We start from the raw sequence: 14953 nt of genomic DNA, 5'->3' as shown, positions 1-14953 counted from the left end.
GGGCCTCCGCCCGATTTCCATGGCTGTCTCTTGAGACATCCGAGAACAGGGCCGGGATTTCTAATCTGCCCCTCAGACATCCGTGCGGCGCAGAATGGTCGCGGGCGCGCGCGGGGGCCACGTATGCGTGCGAGCCGACGAGGACCCCGCCGTCGTCGCCCGCAGTTTCAGGTCCAGCGGCTTGATCGCGCCGAGGTCGATGAGCTTCACGTGGCCCTCGGGCGAGACCATGCAGTTGGCCGGCTTGATGTCGCGGTGAAGCACACCCGTGCCCAGGGCGGCGACGACACCCGCGCTCACCCCCAGGGCCCACCGCTGTACCGAACACGCGGCGGCCGACCTCGAGGACGTGCTCGCGCCCCTCGAGCGCTGGACGTTCATCCGCCGCCGTTCAAGACCTCGTCCCGCGCGCGTCGCAACGCGCGCGGCCTGCTCCATCTTCGCAACGCTCGCCGACAACAGAGCTCAACGATGCCGCTCCAAACTTCGGTGAGGGCGATGGCTAGCAACACATGGTGCCACCACAGGAAATCGCTGACGCTGACGCCCAGAAGATAGGCGAGCGCCGCGATCAGGCAGATGTAGCCCACCACGCACAACGGCCAGAATGGCGTGAAGAACGCGAGCTCCCAGAATTCCCGGGTCGGCAAGAAACCGAATCGCTGCGGCGGTAGAGGCGCCTTGAGCGGCACTAATTCTGTGCGCCTTCGCATTTGTCCTTGATGTAGCCGAAGACGGATGTGGCGATACCGACCCCAACCTTTTTACACGTCTTGAACTTCTTGAAGAACCACCAGCAGCGGGCGCCGGCGGCTACCCCGATCGACCCGCCACTGAGCCCGCCGGCGACATCGCACAGCACCGAGCGCGAGGGCGCCGCCTCCGCAGCGTCCGCGAGAGCCTGCTCGACCTCCGACGTGGTCCAGACCTGGACGAGGCTGTTGAAGAGAGAGACCGCCTCCTCGTGCCCGAGCGTAGCGAGGTACTCGGTATTTAATGTCTTCCAGGTTTGCTCGGGTAGCTCGGCCAACTCGCCGCCGAAGTCGAGGATGGTGGTGTCGTCCACGAGCAGGATGAAGGTCGCCCACCCGTCGAGCTCACCATGCCCCGCGAGCCTCACGTGCCCCACGCCCTCGAGCTCGTAGGCAATCTCGATGTTCACGCCCTCGGAAAGGTCGACGGCGGCGGTCACCGCATCGGCCGAGAAGTCCACCGGCGCCTGGAGGCTGTCCGAAAACTCGTCCGGCGTGGCGGGCGCGGGACTGGAAGCGGCCGCCGCGAAGAGCGAAACGGCGATGAAGAGTTCGGAGAGCATATCCCGCCATGGCAAAGGCTCGGCAGACCACAAGCGGACGACAACAGATTCCCGGCGGCGAGCGGCGAGCGCGGCGTCGCCGGAAAAGCTCCAAAAAAGCCCCAGCGAGGTTTTAATAAACCCGTCGCGCAGGAGGACGCCGGCCCCGGCGCGCGCCGTCGTGGGGCTCGACCTCGGCCCTCCGGCGGACGCGCCCACGCGCACCGGCGACCCACGAGACCCACGCCCAGGGCGGCGACGACACCCGCGCTCACCCCGGAGGTCGACCGCCGCACCGAACGCGGCGTCGGCGTGGCCGCGGCGCCCTGCGCCGGGACGTCCACGCTTTCAGCGTGACGCTTCGACGTGCCGCCGAGCTTATCCGGCCGAGGACGCGGCAGGAGGTCGAGCAGGAAGGATTCGACTTGCTGAAGGGGCCGAAGCTGCCGCAATCACTGGGTGACGCACTGGGGTTGTTGCCGCTCGCCCCGATGTCGGACGGGACGGGCTCGGCAGAGCCGCCAGGGCCGTCGACCAGCTAAAACTTCGCCAAGCGGTGGTGTGGGGATCGCAGCTCGCCCCGTCCCCGTACTCGCCGTCGCTGGAGCAGCCGCCCACGCAGATCCGCAGCTCCGAGAAGCGGCGCGCCTACCGCGGCAACCCCGCAAGCCGCGGCGGCGAATCCGACCGCTGCTGATGCGGCAACGGGCTGACAGAGCATCGCGGGGCCTCTACGCTTGCCCCGTGCGTGTCGCCACCCTCGCCGTCCTTGCGCTCGCCGCCTGCAACAGCGGCGGCGGGTACAGCCCACCCGAGACCACGCCTGCGCCCGCGCTCCCGACGAAATCTGCGGAGCGTGCGCCCCCCCCGAGGGGGCCCGCCGAGTTCAAGACCGACGCTCCGCAGCGGCTCGACCGCTTTGCGGCACTGCCGCTGAGCTCCGAGGAGAAGTACCGCGAGACCATCATCCCGTTGAAAGATCGCCTTGTCCCGGTTCGAGTCAAGCCCGCGGACCTGCGCCAGCCCGCTCTGTACGGCTTCAACGTGGTCCTCGACGGCAGCAATCGCAGCTTCATCGTCGACGGCGATGAGCAGCTGGGCTACCGCCTATTTGTCGACCTCGACGGCGACGGCGACCTCCAGGATGAACGTCCTCGGCACTTCGTCGCCGACAACGGCCTTCCAACGGTTGTCCTCGAACCGGACCCCGCCGAGCGGGGTAGCGAGCCAGGAACAGCTCCCGCGCCCGTCATCGTGTTCGAGCTCCGCGCACCAAGGCCGAAGGATTCGACGCCTTTCAGCGTGTGGAAGTCCGACCAGACATTGCGGCGAGGCGCTGCGAAGCTCGAAGACCGCGAGTACGCCTTCGCCTTGCTCGGGGACAGCGGCGTCTACGGCCGCGACTACCAGGTAGTGGTCTTCGACGTCGACGGTGACGGTCATCTCGACCTGACCGAAGATCCTCTCTCGCCAGAGCGCTACACCCTGCGGGAGCGTTATGTGCATCTCGGGGGACGCGGTTATGAGCTCGGAGTAGCGAGCGATGGGGCAACGTTGACGCTCACCCCGCTCGCGGAAGAGCGGCCCCCACGACCTGATGTCCGGCCGGGCTTCCCAGCCCCACCGCTGCGCCTCCCCGACCTCACCGGGCGGGCGCGCGAGCTCGCCGAGTTCCGCGGAAAGTGGGTCGTACTCGACTTCTGGGCGCCGTGGTGCCAACCCTGCGTTCGAGCGGCCCCTGAGCTGACGCGAGCTCAGCGCGAGCTCGGTCCGCGAGGCCTCGAGATTGTCGGCGTGCATGATGGCGAGCTCGACGAGGCCGCGCGAAACTTCGTCCACGACCACGCGATGTCATGGTCCCAGCTCATCGACGCCGACAAGGCTGCGCAGTCGCTCTACCGCGTCGATGCCTTGCCCGCGTATGTGCTCATCGATCCCGTGGGGACGATCGTTGCTCGAGAGAGTGCGTGGTCGTCGGTGCGCGCCGTTCTCGACGAACGGCTACCGAGCCAGCCGCGGGGCTAGCAGACCCAACCGGAGTTGGCGATAGAACGCACCTCTTTGGGGCGAGTTTAGCCCTTGAACCGACTTTTGGGCCCGCTACATCTTTGGCCAACCGATGGTGTCCCGCTCCTCCTGATGAGGCGCGAGCATCATCGACAACCAGGATCTGGAAATTCTCATGGCAAACGCTACTGCTGATACTCCCGCTCAATGGCTCGCACTGCTGCGCGATTCCTCAGTCGATCTGATCCGCTCGCAGAGCGACTGGGACAACTTCGTGGCCCTCCCGAGCAATCGGCGGGCCGCCTTCTTCACCGGAACGCCGAATGCGGGGGTCGATCCGCTGGCGAACGCGTCGCCGACGGCAATTCGGGCATTTTCGGCGAGCCTGAAGTTCGCCGGAGGGGGGCTGGGACACGCAGACTACAGCTCGTTCGTCGGGGTGCTGTCTGCTGCGCAGTTCTCTGCGTTGTGGGGCGCCTTCGGCATCTCCAATGTCCTGATCGCCGACTACAATGATCGGTACTGCCGTGAGTCCGGCACCTGCGCAGCGCAGGGCGGAAGCATCTGCACGAGTAACTGCTAGTCGTTGTTGACCAGCCGAGCCATCGCCCGCAGACGACGGGGACCTCATGTCCCTGTCGTCTAGGCTCGCCGCACCAGGCACGCGACTGTCGTCCGGTGCCGCGCCACGCGGGCGTTGGCCGGCGCTCCAGTTCGGCGCCGATGAGGCGCAGTGGGACCTCGGCCCCAGCAGTTCCGCTGGCGCGGGTTGCAAATCGCCGCCCTGGCCGAGCTCGGCGCCACACGGCGCGAAGCGGCTGACTCGCTCGCCGCGCTCGCGCTTGGCGGCGATCGCCGCCCGCGTGCTGCCCCGGATCACATTGCGCTCGTAGACGGCGAACACGTCTTCCGGTGCCGGTGCGCTCCCCCACCGCCGATCGAGCGCAGGCGGCATCGGAGGGCGCGTGCTTGAACCGCCGACCGTCGACCTTGAAGCGCGCTTAAGGTCGAGCGGCTCGTGCTCCAGTCTTCCTGCAAAGCTGCATGGGTCGACGGGGACGGCGAGCTCCTTCGCCCCGCTCACCGACGCCAAGACGCGGCAGTTTGACTTGTTGATCGAGCGATGCGCTCGCCGTCACTACCTTCGCTTGGGCGCGTAGCGGTCGATCAGGGTCTGCGTGTCGTAGCCCTCGGCCTTGAGACGAACGATCTCGCGGACGCGCTCCACGGCTTCGGGTGCCCAGAGCCGGCGGACGCCCCGTCGATCCCCGCCTTGCTTCGTCGAAGCGACACCCTCGAAGAGGCCGAGTCGGCGCCATTCCAGGATGGTGGCCGGCGACACGTTTGCGAGTTTCGCCAGAAACTCCGTCGTGTGGGGGAACACGGCCGGACCGTACACAGCGCTCGGCTTTTGCCGCAAGACCTGTTCTGTAAGCACGCTTACAAAGCCTGCAGTGAGCGCGTCTGCGTGGGATCTCGTTGCGTGGGAGACCTTGAGCTTACGTGCTCTCCGGAACCGCCCGGGCGGCTTGACCGCCGCCTGCGGGGCGGCGATGAGATCGAGGCGGCCTCCTACCAGGCGGCGCGACGTAGTGCCGCGTCGCGGCTGAGCAAGCGGGCTCATCGCGGGGCGCGTTCGCGCCCCATACTGGCTTACCCCACAGAAGCCTGGTATTGCACCGCGAATAGACCGGTGATAAGGCTCGAATGAGCCATGGCGCCCTCGACCGACGCGCGTTTCCGCTGCCACAATGAGGCTCGAATGAGCGCGGACGAACACCCTGACGTGGTCCGGTTCGCCGTGTGGATGACCGGCTCCCGCGAGGCGGGAATGGCGGCGCTGCGCGAGGTTCAGCCCAGCGCGCAGGCACTGTGCCTGCGCATGGCCGAGATGGTGCGCTGGTTCATGGCCCGTGCTCGACGCCGGTTGCCCGTCGATCTGGACGCGATCCTTCGCCAGGAGACGGCGATCCTGGATCTGGATCACCCCGAGATCCGCGGCGACGTCCGGCGGCTCTACGTGCTGCAGCGCGAGCTACAGCGAGCGTGCCTCACGACGACGTTGGTCAACCTGCCAGCGGGGCCGCGCGCTGCCTTTGTCCTGCAAGAACTCCTGGGCTGGCCGGCCGAGCAAGTCGACGCAGTGTTCGACACGCCCGTTGCTGCGCGGACGAACTACCTCCGGGCAGTCCGCGCGCTCACCAACTATCTCGGCGTCCGCTGCGAACACGTGGATCCCGGCAACCCCTGTCGGTGCGAGCGACGCCTTCCCGCCGCCCTGGAGAACGGGTTCTTGACCTGGCCGGACCGCGAAGACCTCGCCGCCGATGCTCCGCTCGTGGGCACCCGGCCGCGCACCATCGAGACTCTGTTCGCAGACGTTCCCGCGCCGGTCTGAGTCATGGAGAGCGCCCTGTCCTCGCCCTCGCAGCCCACGGTCGACATCGACGACGCGCCCGGGCCGCTCACGAGCGACTCGATCGCGGGCCGGTACCAGGTGATCCGCGAGCTCGGCGTGGGTGGCATGGGGGTCGTGCATCTCGCGTACGACAAGACCGCGGCTCGCAACGTCGCGCTCAAGCGCATGCGCTCGGTCGGCTCGGGGTTTCGAGAGCGCTTCCGTCGGGAGTATCGGGCGCTGGCGGCGGTGCGGCACACCGGCGTCCCCGCGATCTACGACATCGGCGAAGACGGCGGCCCGTTCTTCACGATGGAGATGATCGCCGGCGAGACGATCCGCGATCTTTTGAGGCGGGGCCCGCTCAAGCCGGAGCGAGCCGTCGCCCTGGCGATCGAGCTGGGACGCGTGTTGATGGCGGTGCACGCGGTCGGGGTGATCCACCGCGACGTGAAGCCATCGAACATCATCGTCGAGGACGGCGACCGCGTGCGGCTGATCGACTTCGGCGCGTGCCTGCTGACCTCCGAGTACTACAAGCTCCCGCACCTGCGAGACGTGACTGCCGCGGGGAAGCGCTGGCATACGTCCGAACACGAGTACATCGGGTGCGCGCCCTATACCTGCCCGCAGTACTGGTCCGAAGGCCTCGTCGCACCGCAGAGCGATGTTTTTTCGGTGTGCGTGGTGCTGTACGAGATGCTCACGGGGCGGGCCCTGTACAGCGAGGCGGGGGGCTTCCGGAGGATCAGCGCGGATGAATTCCCGCCGAACCTTGCGCCGCTCGTCGCGGAGCTCGAGCGCGGCCTGGCGGAGGCGGACGAGCGGCACGCGACCATGGCGGATCTCGTGCGCGCGCTGGAGATCGTCCGCTCCAGGATGCTCGCGCCCCCGCGTCTTCGCAGCGTGGCTGCGTCTGCGGCGTCGTTCCTGCTCGGGGTCGGGACGGCGGTCTTGATTCTGGCAGGGGAGAGCTGGCGCGCTGCCGAAGCGACGGCCGACGACGCGGCGATGAGCGCCGAGGCGGCTGGTCCTGCCTCGAGGCTCTTCGACGCGAGGAGAGGCGGGGAGGACCAGGCAGCCCGGTCTCCAGGCAAGGGCGATGCCGACGCGACGAGTGTCGACGGGGTGAGCATCGATGCGGTGCCGAGGATCGACGCGATGCCGGGCGCAGAGGCGGCTCCGGACGCAGTGCGAGACGCCCAGGCTATGCCAGGCGCCGAGGCGAGGTCGGGTGCGGATGCGACGCCAAGTGCAGGCGCGAAGCTGGGCGCCGAGGCGACGCCGGGTGTTGGCGCGACCATCTCGACCGCGACGAGGGACACGGCGAAGAAGCGACGGGCCGTACCCCTGTCCTGGGACGAGCGCCTGCGCAAAGCCGAAGCTCGCGCCCGCCGCTGCTTCGAGGATGGCGGCCTCGCGCTGTCGCCTCGCCTCACCACGATTGCCGCCGGCGCTCCGGCCCGTGTCCGCGGCGTCGCGTCCGACTCGGCCGAGGCGCGATGCATCCGCGATGCGCTCGACCGCTTCGAGCTGCGCGTCGCCGAGGGTCAGCGGCAGCACACCTTTTTCGCCGAGTAGGAGCCGTCATGTTTCTGTGCTTCGTCCTCGTGTTGACCATGCTCGCGCCGCCTCCGGAGGATGCCGCGGTCGCGGCCTACAACCGCGGTGAGCTGGACTTGGCGCTCAAGCTGTACCAAGAGCGGGCGGCCGCGCCGGGTGTACACCAGCCTGACGCGCTCTACGGCGTCCACGACGCCCTGCGCGCGCTCCACAGCGCGAACAACGACCTCGTGCGCCTGTGCGAGGCTCATGACCTCGCGCGGGACCTGATCGCCCGCGGGGGCTTCGCCAGCGACGACGAGCGGGCTTCGTGGGTCGAGCTCGAAGCCGAGGACGCGAAGCTCTTGAGCGAAGCGAAAGCCTCGTGCCCCGAGCAAGCGCCCGGTCCCGAGCCGTTGCCCGCGTCGCCCGAGGAGATGTCGAGCGCCGCCGAGGAGATGCCCGACGACGGCGCGAGCAAGCCCGAGGGACCGCTGCCTCTACCTGTCTCGAAAGACAGGTCGACACCGGGCCGGCCGATCAAGCGCATCGCCGGGGGCTCGGCCCTTGTCGTGGTCGGTGCTGGCCTGCTGGGCGGGATGGCTGGCGCTCTTGTCGGCGCATCGCGGGCAGACGGGACGATCGAGGCGATCACGGCGAACGCCCGCGCCGAAGATCGCAACTTCACCTCTGCCGAACAGGCCGAGGCGTACCGCGCGGATCGCAGCCATTACCGGCTCGCGGGCGCGGCGATCGGGCTCGGTGCGGCCGGAGTTGTAAGCCTGGTTACAGGACTTGCAGTCATGCTCGCCCCGGCCCGCGCGGCCTCACGTGAGCGGGTTCGGGCGCGGGGCGCGGGGCTCGTATATTCGTTCTGAGCGCTTCCGCGCTTGGAGGTCTCCATGGTTCGCCGCACCCTCGCCGTCTTCCTGGCCGCGTTCGCCGCCTGTCAAGCGCCGTCGTGGGGCGACTTCGTTGCCCACGACGCGGCCCACGACTCGGACATGTCCGAAGGAACAGGTAGCAGCACGACCCCGGGCGAGCCGACGCCGGATGCCGACGAGAGCACGACCTCGAACGCAACGTCGACGAGCGCCGTGACGGGTGAGCTGCCGGAGGAGACGACCGGCACGAGCGCGAGCCCGGGCTCGACGGGCGCGTTGCTGCTGCAGCCGCGGATCCTGTCGGTCGACATGCCGCCGACGATCCACCTCGCGGGCCCCGTCGACGTGGTGGTGGCTGCCGAGGACGCGACCCTCGTCCGCGCGAAGCTCGACGGGGTCGAGCTCGACGAGTTCGCCGACCAGGGCGGTGGCGTGTTCGCGGGGACGGTGCCGATCTTCGGCTCGGTCGACAACGGCGCGCACGTCCTCGAAGTGATTGCCGCGACTGGCTCGCTCGCTGATCTTCGGCCAGTGAGCTTCGAGGTCGCCGCGCCGCCGGCGGGCGATCAGGCGTGGGCCGTGCAGTACCCGACCGGCTCGACCTCGCGGCGCGTGATCGTCACGGACGAAGGAGACGCGATCGAGGTCGGAGCGGTCGATGTCGACGGCGCTCCGCGCCCGTCGATCCGCAAGCGTGCGGCCAAGAACGGGGCGGAGGTCTGGCCGGAGGGAACCATCATCCTCGACAACCGCGAGGGCTCGGTCGACGCGGCCGCGCTCACGCCCGACGGTAGGATCTGGGTCGCAATGAACGTGCGGCAGGCGGACAGCAAGTGGCGGCCGCGGATCCTCCTGCTCGACGCCGAGGGCCACGAGACCGGCGTCGAAATGCCGACCGAGCCGGGCGCGACCGTGAGGGGGATCGGCGCCGACGAGGCGGGCGGCTTCTTCGCGGTCGGCTTCGCGGGGAGCGGGTTCGGCGACATGGACGTGGCGCTGTGGCGGATGAACGGCGATCACGTGGCCGTCTTCAGCGCAAAGCTCTGGGATTATGTCCCGGAGACGAACAAGGATTGGAAGCATAAATACAGTGACTTGGCGTTTGACGTGGTTCTCAAGGGCAACGCCGCATGGGTCGTCGGTGCTTCCGCGGGCTACCACGAGAAGCAAGATCCCGAGACGCGCGGCTTGCTCGCGCCGATGGACCTGGAGACCGGTGTCCCGCTCGACCCGGTGATCGTCCAGGCTGCGAGCGGCGGCTGGCGGCAAGGGATGTATCTCGGTGCAGCGGCTCACCCGGATGGGGTCGCCGCGGTCGGATACGGCGCCACGCTCGACGGCACGGCGCAGCGGATCGAGCTGGCGATCTACGACGCCATGGGCTCGCGTGTCTGGTTCCAGCCCGAGGCGGTCAAGGATGTCGCCTATGCGACGGCGGTGGCGGTGAGCGCCCACGGCGGCGTCGTCGTCTCCGGCGTCGTGCAAGACGGTGACGTGCTCCGCGGTGTCCTGTTCGGACGCAAGGGGCTCGTGTTCGACTACATGTTCCCCGCGAACGGCTCGCCCTCCGCCGCCACCGACCTCGCGCTCGATGCATGGGATCAAGTCGTCGTGGTCGGCGAGGTAACCTCTGCCGGTGTCCGACACGCCCGGGCGGCGTTCGTGCGGCAGTAAGGGCTTACTGACTACTGCGGGATGAAGTTGCTACACGCCTCATGCACGAGGTCGGCGGCCTGGTCGAAGAAAGGAGCGTAGCTGTCGGCGCAGATATCGCCGTCGAGGTGATAGGGGAAGGTCTCGACGACATCGAGGGAGTAGTTGTTCCCCAGTTCGTCGTAGACGCAGTCGGGGACCGGCTCACCCACGAGCGGCTGCGCGACGACGGCGAGCCCGACGATCGAGTCCTCGTCGCCGCCCTTCGCTGCGACCACCGCGTCGTGTACCTGCTTCACGCTCGAGATCGATTTGATGTCGTTGGTGTCGGTGATGAGCACGAACACGAGCAGCGCGTCGGGACGGAGAAAACCCGCGTTGCAGCCTTTGGGATCGTTGAGAGCGTCGGAGACCGCCGCGACGAGCGTGTCCCCCATCCGAGGGATGTCGCCGAAGGTGCCCACGCGCGCGATGCACTCGAAGTCGTCCGGGTCGGGCTCGATCATGTAGCGGTGGCCGCCGTCGAGCTCACACACGTGGTTGGCCGCATAGGGCCCGGCGTTGTAAAGGAGGCCGGCGCCACGCGTGCGGTCGCACTGGAACACGGTGTCGGCGTGCGAGCCGCAGACGTAGTCCAACGCGTATGGCCCACAGTTGTTGATGCTCAGGCAAAATTCGGGCGACTCGCAGCCGACGCCGCGCCACTCCTTGTCCGTGTTCACTGAGATAATGTGCGTGTCGAAGTCGGCGAACTTGTCGCTGATCGTCGCCATGAACCCCGGGAAGCTCGCCAGCAGTTGATCTTGTTCGTGTTTCATGGTCCCGAGCGCCGAGATCACGAACAGGAAGTCGATCTTGCCCTTGCAGCCCTCGGGCTGTGGGTCGCCGAAGTCCGGCACGTCGACGGGCCCCGCATCGCTGGTGCTGGCGGCGGCGCTGTCCTCGGCGCCGCCCGAGGTCGAGGTCGTCGAGCTCGACCAGGCGGACGTCGAGCCGCCCGAGGTCGTCGACGTGGTCGAGCTGGCCGAAACGGAAGTGACGCCGGGCCCCGTCGAGAACGCGGGCTGGTTCTCGTGGTTGCAAGCGGCGAGGAGAGCCGCGGCGGCGAGCGGGAGGCGGCGCACGGGCGCATGATAGCGCTCCCGCCACCCCGAGTCGACGGCACCGTCGACGAAGCCGACCTCCGTCACGACGGCGTCCTCGACCTTGACGAGGCCAACACCGGCACCTGCATCGTCCGCCGTGCCGCTTCGCCGCGGGCACGCGCATGGCCTACGACGTGGTCGGCGAGACGCGGGTCGAGATCGACTTCGCCTGAGTGAGCGACGGCGTCGACGCCGGCGCGAGCGCCCGGGTCGAGGCCTCGCTCGTGAGCCACGATTCGTGGGCGTCGCAATCGCTCGCGGGTGGACGTGCTCGCCGACGCCGCGCGATCGGCCTTGACGAATCGCGGGGGCCAGCGCCTAGACTTTTAACGAAACTGATGCAGCTCTCCGAAGATCAATTGGCGGCGATCCGTGTCCGGCTCGAGGACGACGGCCCGCGGTTGGCCTTGGCCCAGCGACTGCGCGAGCGCGGCGATCCGCGCGGCGAGTTCATCGAGCTGCAGTGCGCAGCGGCTCGCAGCGACGACGACCACGACGCCCGCGACGAGCTCACCGCGCGGGCCGACGCGCTGTTCGCCGCCCACGAGGACGAGTGGCACCACGAGCTCGGCTTGCGGATCGGCGAGGCGACCTGGGCGCGCGGGTTCGTCGACACCGTGTCGCTGGCGCCGGGTCGGGTCGCTGCGGTCGGCGAGCGGCTCGCCCGCGCCGCTCCGGTCCGCGCGCTGCACCTGCGCGGGCTCGGGAAGGACGCCGGGGCGCTCGCGTCGGTGCTGGGCGACCCGCTGCTGGCGATCGTCACGGCGCTCGACCTGTGCGCCGACAAGAACAACGTCGGTCCCGCCGGCGCACGCGTGCTGGCGAAGGCGACCCACCTGACGCAGCTCCGCGAGCTGCGGCTGCGTAACAACGAGATCTTCGAGGCGGGCGGGCGCGACCTCGCCCGGGCGATGCACTTCTCCGGCCTGACGAAGCTCGACCTGCGAAGTTGTCAGGTCGGCACCGACGGCGTGCGCGCGCTGGCAGCGGCGACGCACCTGGCCGGGCTGCGCGAGCTGTGGCTCGGGGGCTCGTTCTTCGACAACAACAGCAACCCCTGCCGCGACGCGGGCGTGTTTGCGCTGGCCGCGGCGAGCCACTTGAACGGCCTCGTCACCCTCGACCTGCAGTGGAGCGAGGTCCGGCTCCCCGGTGCGCGCGCGCTGGCAGCAGCGCCGCAGTTCGCCGACCTGCGCGAGCTGTGGCTCGGCGCCAGCCACCTCGGCCCGCTCGGTGCGAAGGCGGTGGCGATCGGCCTGCCGAACTTGACCCTGCTCGATCTCTACGACAACGGGATCGGGGCCAAGGGCGTGCGGGCGATCGTCCGGCGGCTGAAGCACCTGCACACCCTCGATCTGAGCCACAACGACATCGGCATCGAAGGTGTGAAGGCGATCGCCGACGCCGAGTCCCTGGCCGGCTTGCGCGAGCTCCGGCTGCCTTACAACAAATTGGGCGACGAGGGGGCCACGGAGCTGTCCCTGGCGGACCAGCTGACGCAGCTCCGGCTCCTCGACCTCCGCGACAGCGGCGTCGGGCCGTCGGGCGTCGAGGATCTGCTCGAGGAGGCGTGGCTGTCCCGGCTCGAGTGCCTGCTGCTCGACGCCAACCGGCTGGGCAATACGGCCTCGGAGGCGCTGGCGAAGGCGACGCACATGACCCGGCTGAAGGAGCTTCGCCTCCGGGGCACGGGCTTCGGGCCGGAAGGGGCGAGGCATCTCGCGTCCGCGCCGCACCTCGCCGGCCTGCGCGAGCTCCTCGTCGACGGCAACCCGATCGGTGACGAAGGCGTCGCCGCGCTGCTGTCGGCGCCCTGGCCCCGGCTCCGGCTGCTCGTCCTCGGGTCCAGCGGAATTACCGACGAGGGGGTGCGTACTCTGGCCCGCTCGCCGCTGCTCGCCGGGCTCGCCGGGCTCGATATCAACCGCAACAAGATCGGTGACGCGGGCATGCGGGCGCTGGCGGCGGGGCGCCTCGACGCCCTGACGGAGCTTTGGTGCATGGGCCACGCCCTCAGTGCGGCTGGTGTCGCTGCGCTCGCGGCGGCGCCGCACCTCCGCCGGCTGACGCGCCTACACCTGGACAGCCAGCAGCTCTCGTCGGAGGAGCTCCGCCCCCTGGCCCGTGCGCCATGGCTGAGCTCGCTTCATCAGCTCCGCTGCGGCGCACGATACGAGCCCGAGGATTTCGAGCCGGCGTTGAGCGAATTGCACGCGGCCGCGCCGGACCTGCAGATCATTTGATGCACCGGTCGCGCGCTATCTGTTGACGGGCCGGGAGCACGAGGCCGTGGTTCGCGAGGTCGTGGACCAGCTCCGCGCGATTCATACGCTGCTCGTCGTCGAGAACCACGGATGAAGGCCGGTGCAGGCCGCACGCATCGGTGGTGATGGGCAACGGCACGGCGACCGTAGCGACTGCGCAGCGGGTCGTGCTGCGCGACGCGCATCAGCCCCGCCGACGAAGTGGCGATCACGGCGGGAGCCCCGCAGAAGTTGGTGGCCATTTGGTGGCCGTCGGCCGGGCCCGAGCGGGCCCCGGCGGGCCCGAGCGGGCCCGGCCCGTTTCGCTCTAAACGCCCGCTGTTTGGAGATCCCCAGCGTTTCGCGGAGCGGGGGCGTTTTTGGCGAAGCGGGCCGGCGAAATTGCGGCGACTTGGCGGGGGCCGCGGCGCTGTGGCATCCTCGCGGCATGGCAGCCACGCCCATCGACAACGACGCCCGCGCGCAGCAGCTCGCCCGAGCGATCGCCTCGGACATCCAGCTCTACAACAAGCAGAAGATCGAAGAGGCGCTGATCAACGACAACTTCTTCGACGCTCTCGGGGAAGAGATCATGGAGGGCCGCGACCTGTTCCGCGGCCGCGTGACGCCCGAGCTGTTCCGCAAGAACTACTACGACCGCGCCATCGTCGACCGCGTCATCAAGCCGATGGCGAGCCTCAAGACCCACATCTGGTAGGCTTCGGGCCTGCGCCTCCACCTCGGAACCGACGCCATCGGGCGTCGCCTCGACCAGGCTCTCGTCGCCGAGCTCGCTCGTCGCGGGAGCCCCTGCACGCGCTCCCAGCTGGCCCGCGCCTTCGCGGCCGGTAAGGTGTGTGCGGCCGGCGGGGGCGCGCTCAAGGCCTCTCGCCTGGTCGACGCCGAGGTCGAGGTCGAGGTCGAGCTGCAGGCGCCCGAGCCGCTGCACGCGACGCCGGAGGCGCTGCCGCTCCAGGTGGTGTTCGAGGACGAACACCTGCTGGTGATCGACAAGCCGGCCGGGATGGTGGTCCACGCCGGTCCCGGCCACTCGCACGGGACGCTGGTCAACGCGGTGCTGCACCACCTGGGGATCGGCGCCGAGGCGCTGCCGGTGCTGCCCGGCAACGACGCGACCCGGCCGGGCATCGTGCATCGCCTCGACCGCGACACGAGCGGGCTGCTGGTGGTCGCCAAGCACATGCAGGCGCAGGAGGGGCTGGCGGCCCAGTTTCGCCGGCACTCGCTGCGCCGCCGCTATCTCGGGGTGGTGCGCGACGCGCCGGCCTTCGCCGAGAAGACGCTGCGCACCGGTCACGGACGTGACCCGATCGATCGCCGCCGCTTCACGTGGGACGCGAGCGACGGCCGCCGCGCAGTGACGCACCTGCGCACGCTGCAGCGGCTGACCGGCGCGGCGCTGCTCGAGTTCCGCCTCGAGACCGGGCGGACGCATCAGATCCGCATGCACTGCCGCATGCTCGGTCACCCGATCGTCGGAGACGCGCTCTACGGCGGGCTCGGCGGACCTCCTGCCATCCGCGCGCTCGCCGAGGGGTTGGGGCGCCACGCGTTGCACGCCGCGGTGCTCGGATTTTCTCACCCGATCTCCGGGGCCGAGCTCGACTTCGAGAGCCGCCTCCCGCCCGAGCTGCAGGGCCTGGTGGCGGCGCTGGGCGGCGCGGAGCCGTGAGCGGTCGCTGCGGACGAGTTCTCGAGGTCATCGGCGTGCGCACCTCGAGATGAGCGGCGGTGTTGGTGACGCTCGGCGGGGTGGACGAGTTATC

At 69.2% G+C, this 14953-nt stretch carries 17 protein-coding genes; 10 read left to right on the top strand and 7 right to left on the bottom strand.

The genetic code is table 11. The annotated features are described in order from the left end of the window. Positions 1-72: 72 nt before the first annotated feature. From OV090_RS18405 to OV090_RS18395, 3 genes are read right to left on the bottom strand one after another with little or no spacing between them, the layout of a single operon-like run. Entirely contained in the window at positions 73-381 is a 309-nt protein-coding gene (locus tag OV090_RS18405) for a hypothetical protein (RefSeq protein ID WP_267705052.1), read from the bottom strand. Beyond that, positions 378-692: a hypothetical protein gene (locus OV090_RS18400; RefSeq protein ID WP_267705051.1), complete on the bottom strand. Its 315-nt coding sequence runs from the start codon at positions 690-692 to the stop codon at positions 378-380. Before OV090_RS18400 ends, OV090_RS18405 begins: the two co-directional genes overlap by 4 nt. After that, positions 692-1315, bottom strand: a complete 624-nt coding sequence (locus tag OV090_RS18395) for a hypothetical protein (RefSeq protein WP_267705049.1) — start codon at positions 1313-1315, stop codon at positions 692-694. Before OV090_RS18395 ends, OV090_RS18400 begins: the two co-directional genes overlap by 1 nt. A 535-nt stretch (positions 1316-1850) precedes the next feature. Between OV090_RS18395 and OV090_RS18390 the strand changes: the two genes are divergently transcribed. From OV090_RS18390 to OV090_RS18380, 3 genes are all read left to right on the top strand, one after another. Continuing rightward, positions 1851-1991, top strand: coding sequence for a hypothetical protein (locus tag OV090_RS18390; protein ID WP_267705046.1), 141 nt, complete (start codon positions 1851-1853; stop codon positions 1989-1991). A gap of 47 nt (positions 1992-2038) precedes the next feature. Further along, positions 2039-3319: a TlpA disulfide reductase family protein gene (locus OV090_RS18385; RefSeq protein WP_267705044.1), complete on the top strand. Its 1281-nt coding sequence runs from the start codon at positions 2039-2041 to the stop codon at positions 3317-3319. A gap of 157 nt (positions 3320-3476) precedes the next feature. After that, the gene (locus tag OV090_RS18380) at positions 3477-3884 is read left to right on the top strand and encodes a hypothetical protein (RefSeq protein ID WP_267705042.1); all 408 of its coding nucleotides are present in this window, start codon (positions 3477-3479) and stop codon (positions 3882-3884) included. Between the two features lie 555 nt (positions 3885-4439). Here the strand turns inward: OV090_RS18380 and OV090_RS18375 are convergent. Continuing rightward, the gene (locus tag OV090_RS18375; protein WP_267705041.1) at positions 4440-4685 is read right to left on the bottom strand and encodes a MerR family transcriptional regulator; all 246 of its coding nucleotides are present in this window, start codon (positions 4683-4685) and stop codon (positions 4440-4442) included. A gap of 330 nt (positions 4686-5015) precedes the next feature. Here OV090_RS18375 and OV090_RS18370 point away from each other — a divergent pair, with 330 nt between their 5' ends. From OV090_RS18370 to OV090_RS18360, 3 genes are read left to right on the top strand one after another with little or no spacing between them, the layout of a single operon-like run. After that, entirely contained in the window at positions 5016-5699 is a 684-nt protein-coding gene (locus tag OV090_RS18370) for a hypothetical protein (protein WP_267705040.1), read from the top strand. Positions 5700-5702: 3 nt separating this feature from the next. Next, positions 5703-7280 carry a protein kinase gene (locus OV090_RS18365; RefSeq protein ID WP_267705038.1) on the top strand — a complete coding sequence of 526 codons (1578 nt, stop codon included), beginning with the start codon at positions 5703-5705 and terminating at the stop codon, positions 7278-7280. 8 nt (positions 7281-7288) lie between these two features. Beyond that, positions 7289-8119, top strand: a complete 831-nt coding sequence (locus OV090_RS18360; protein WP_267705036.1) for a hypothetical protein — start codon at positions 7289-7291, stop codon at positions 8117-8119. 71 nt (positions 8120-8190) lie between these two features. Here the strand turns inward: OV090_RS18360 and OV090_RS18355 are convergent, their stop codons facing one another. Further along, a complete protein-coding gene (locus OV090_RS18355; RefSeq protein WP_267705035.1) occupies positions 8191-8436 on the bottom strand; it encodes a hypothetical protein in 246 nt (81 codons plus the stop codon). Here OV090_RS18355 and OV090_RS18350 point away from each other — a divergent pair. Next, positions 8435-9799 (top strand): hypothetical protein, encoded by a 1365-nt coding sequence (locus OV090_RS18350; RefSeq protein WP_267705034.1) that lies wholly within the window; start codon positions 8435-8437, stop codon positions 9797-9799. The genes OV090_RS18355 and OV090_RS18350 overlap by 2 nt on opposite strands. Before the next feature lie 11 nt (positions 9800-9810). On the opposite strand, the gene OV090_RS18345 is transcribed toward OV090_RS18350, so the two are convergent. Beyond that, the gene (locus OV090_RS18345; RefSeq protein ID WP_267705033.1) at positions 9811-10902 is read right to left on the bottom strand and encodes a hypothetical protein; all 1092 of its coding nucleotides are present in this window, start codon (positions 10900-10902) and stop codon (positions 9811-9813) included. Between the two features lie 359 nt (positions 10903-11261). Here OV090_RS18345 and OV090_RS18340 point away from each other — a divergent pair, with 359 nt between their 5' ends. Next, positions 11262-13166: a hypothetical protein gene (locus OV090_RS18340; RefSeq protein WP_267705032.1), complete on the top strand. Its 1905-nt coding sequence runs from the start codon at positions 11262-11264 to the stop codon at positions 13164-13166. On the opposite strand, the gene OV090_RS18335 is transcribed toward OV090_RS18340, so the two are convergent. Beyond that, complete coding sequence (locus OV090_RS18335) at positions 13159-13326, bottom strand: hypothetical protein (RefSeq protein ID WP_267705030.1); 168 nt, start codon at positions 13324-13326, stop codon at positions 13159-13161. The two genes, OV090_RS18340 and OV090_RS18335, sit on opposite strands and share 8 nt — an antisense overlap. A 288-nt stretch (positions 13327-13614) precedes the next feature. Between OV090_RS18335 and OV090_RS18330 the strand changes: the two genes are divergently transcribed. Both OV090_RS18330 and OV090_RS18325 read left to right on the top strand, forming a co-directional pair. Next, positions 13615-13884, top strand: coding sequence for a hypothetical protein (locus tag OV090_RS18330; protein WP_096328116.1), 270 nt, complete (start codon positions 13615-13617; stop codon positions 13882-13884). 9 nt (positions 13885-13893) lie between these two features. Next, the gene (locus OV090_RS18325) at positions 13894-14859 is read left to right on the top strand and encodes an RluA family pseudouridine synthase (RefSeq protein ID WP_276604693.1); all 966 of its coding nucleotides are present in this window, start codon (positions 13894-13896) and stop codon (positions 14857-14859) included. Positions 14860-14953 lie beyond the last annotated feature (94 nt).

It is taken from the genome of Nannocystis sp. RBIL2 (assembly GCF_026626745.1).
In the GTDB taxonomy this organism is placed as follows: domain Bacteria; phylum Myxococcota_A; class Polyangia; order Nannocystales; family Nannocystaceae; genus Nannocystis.
Note: the sequence above shows the minus strand (reverse complement) of the source record. Positions and strands in the feature narration are given on the sequence as shown.

Bases quoted from the DNA above. Each gene is read 5' to 3' on its own strand.
- OV090_RS18405 (WP_267705052.1), bottom strand. From the start codon at position 381: ATGAACGTCCAGCGCTCGAGGGGCGCGAGCACGTCCTCGAGGTCGGCC.
- OV090_RS18395 (WP_267705049.1), bottom strand. From the start codon at position 1,315: ATGCTCTCCGAACTCTTCATCGCCGTTTCGCTCTTCGCGGCGGCCGCT.
- OV090_RS18380 (WP_267705042.1), top strand. From the start codon at position 3,477: ATGGCAAACGCTACTGCTGATACTCCCGCTCAATGGCTCGCACTGCTG.
- OV090_RS18370 (WP_267705040.1), top strand. From the start codon at position 5,016: ATGGCGCCCTCGACCGACGCGCGTTTCCGCTGCCACAATGAGGCTCGA.
- OV090_RS18365 (WP_267705038.1), top strand. From the start codon at position 5,703: ATGGAGAGCGCCCTGTCCTCGCCCTCGCAGCCCACGGTCGACATCGAC.
- OV090_RS18360 (WP_267705036.1), top strand. From the start codon at position 7,289: ATGTTTCTGTGCTTCGTCCTCGTGTTGACCATGCTCGCGCCGCCTCCG.
- OV090_RS18350 (WP_267705034.1), top strand. From the start codon at position 8,435: ATGCCGCCGACGATCCACCTCGCGGGCCCCGTCGACGTGGTGGTGGCT.
- OV090_RS18355 (WP_267705035.1), bottom strand. From the start codon at position 8,436: ATGTCGACCGACAGGATCCGCGGCTGCAGCAGCAACGCGCCCGTCGAG.
- OV090_RS18340 (WP_267705032.1), top strand. From the start codon at position 11,262: ATGCAGCTCTCCGAAGATCAATTGGCGGCGATCCGTGTCCGGCTCGAG.
- OV090_RS18330 (WP_096328116.1), top strand. From the start codon at position 13,615: ATGGCAGCCACGCCCATCGACAACGACGCCCGCGCGCAGCAGCTCGCC.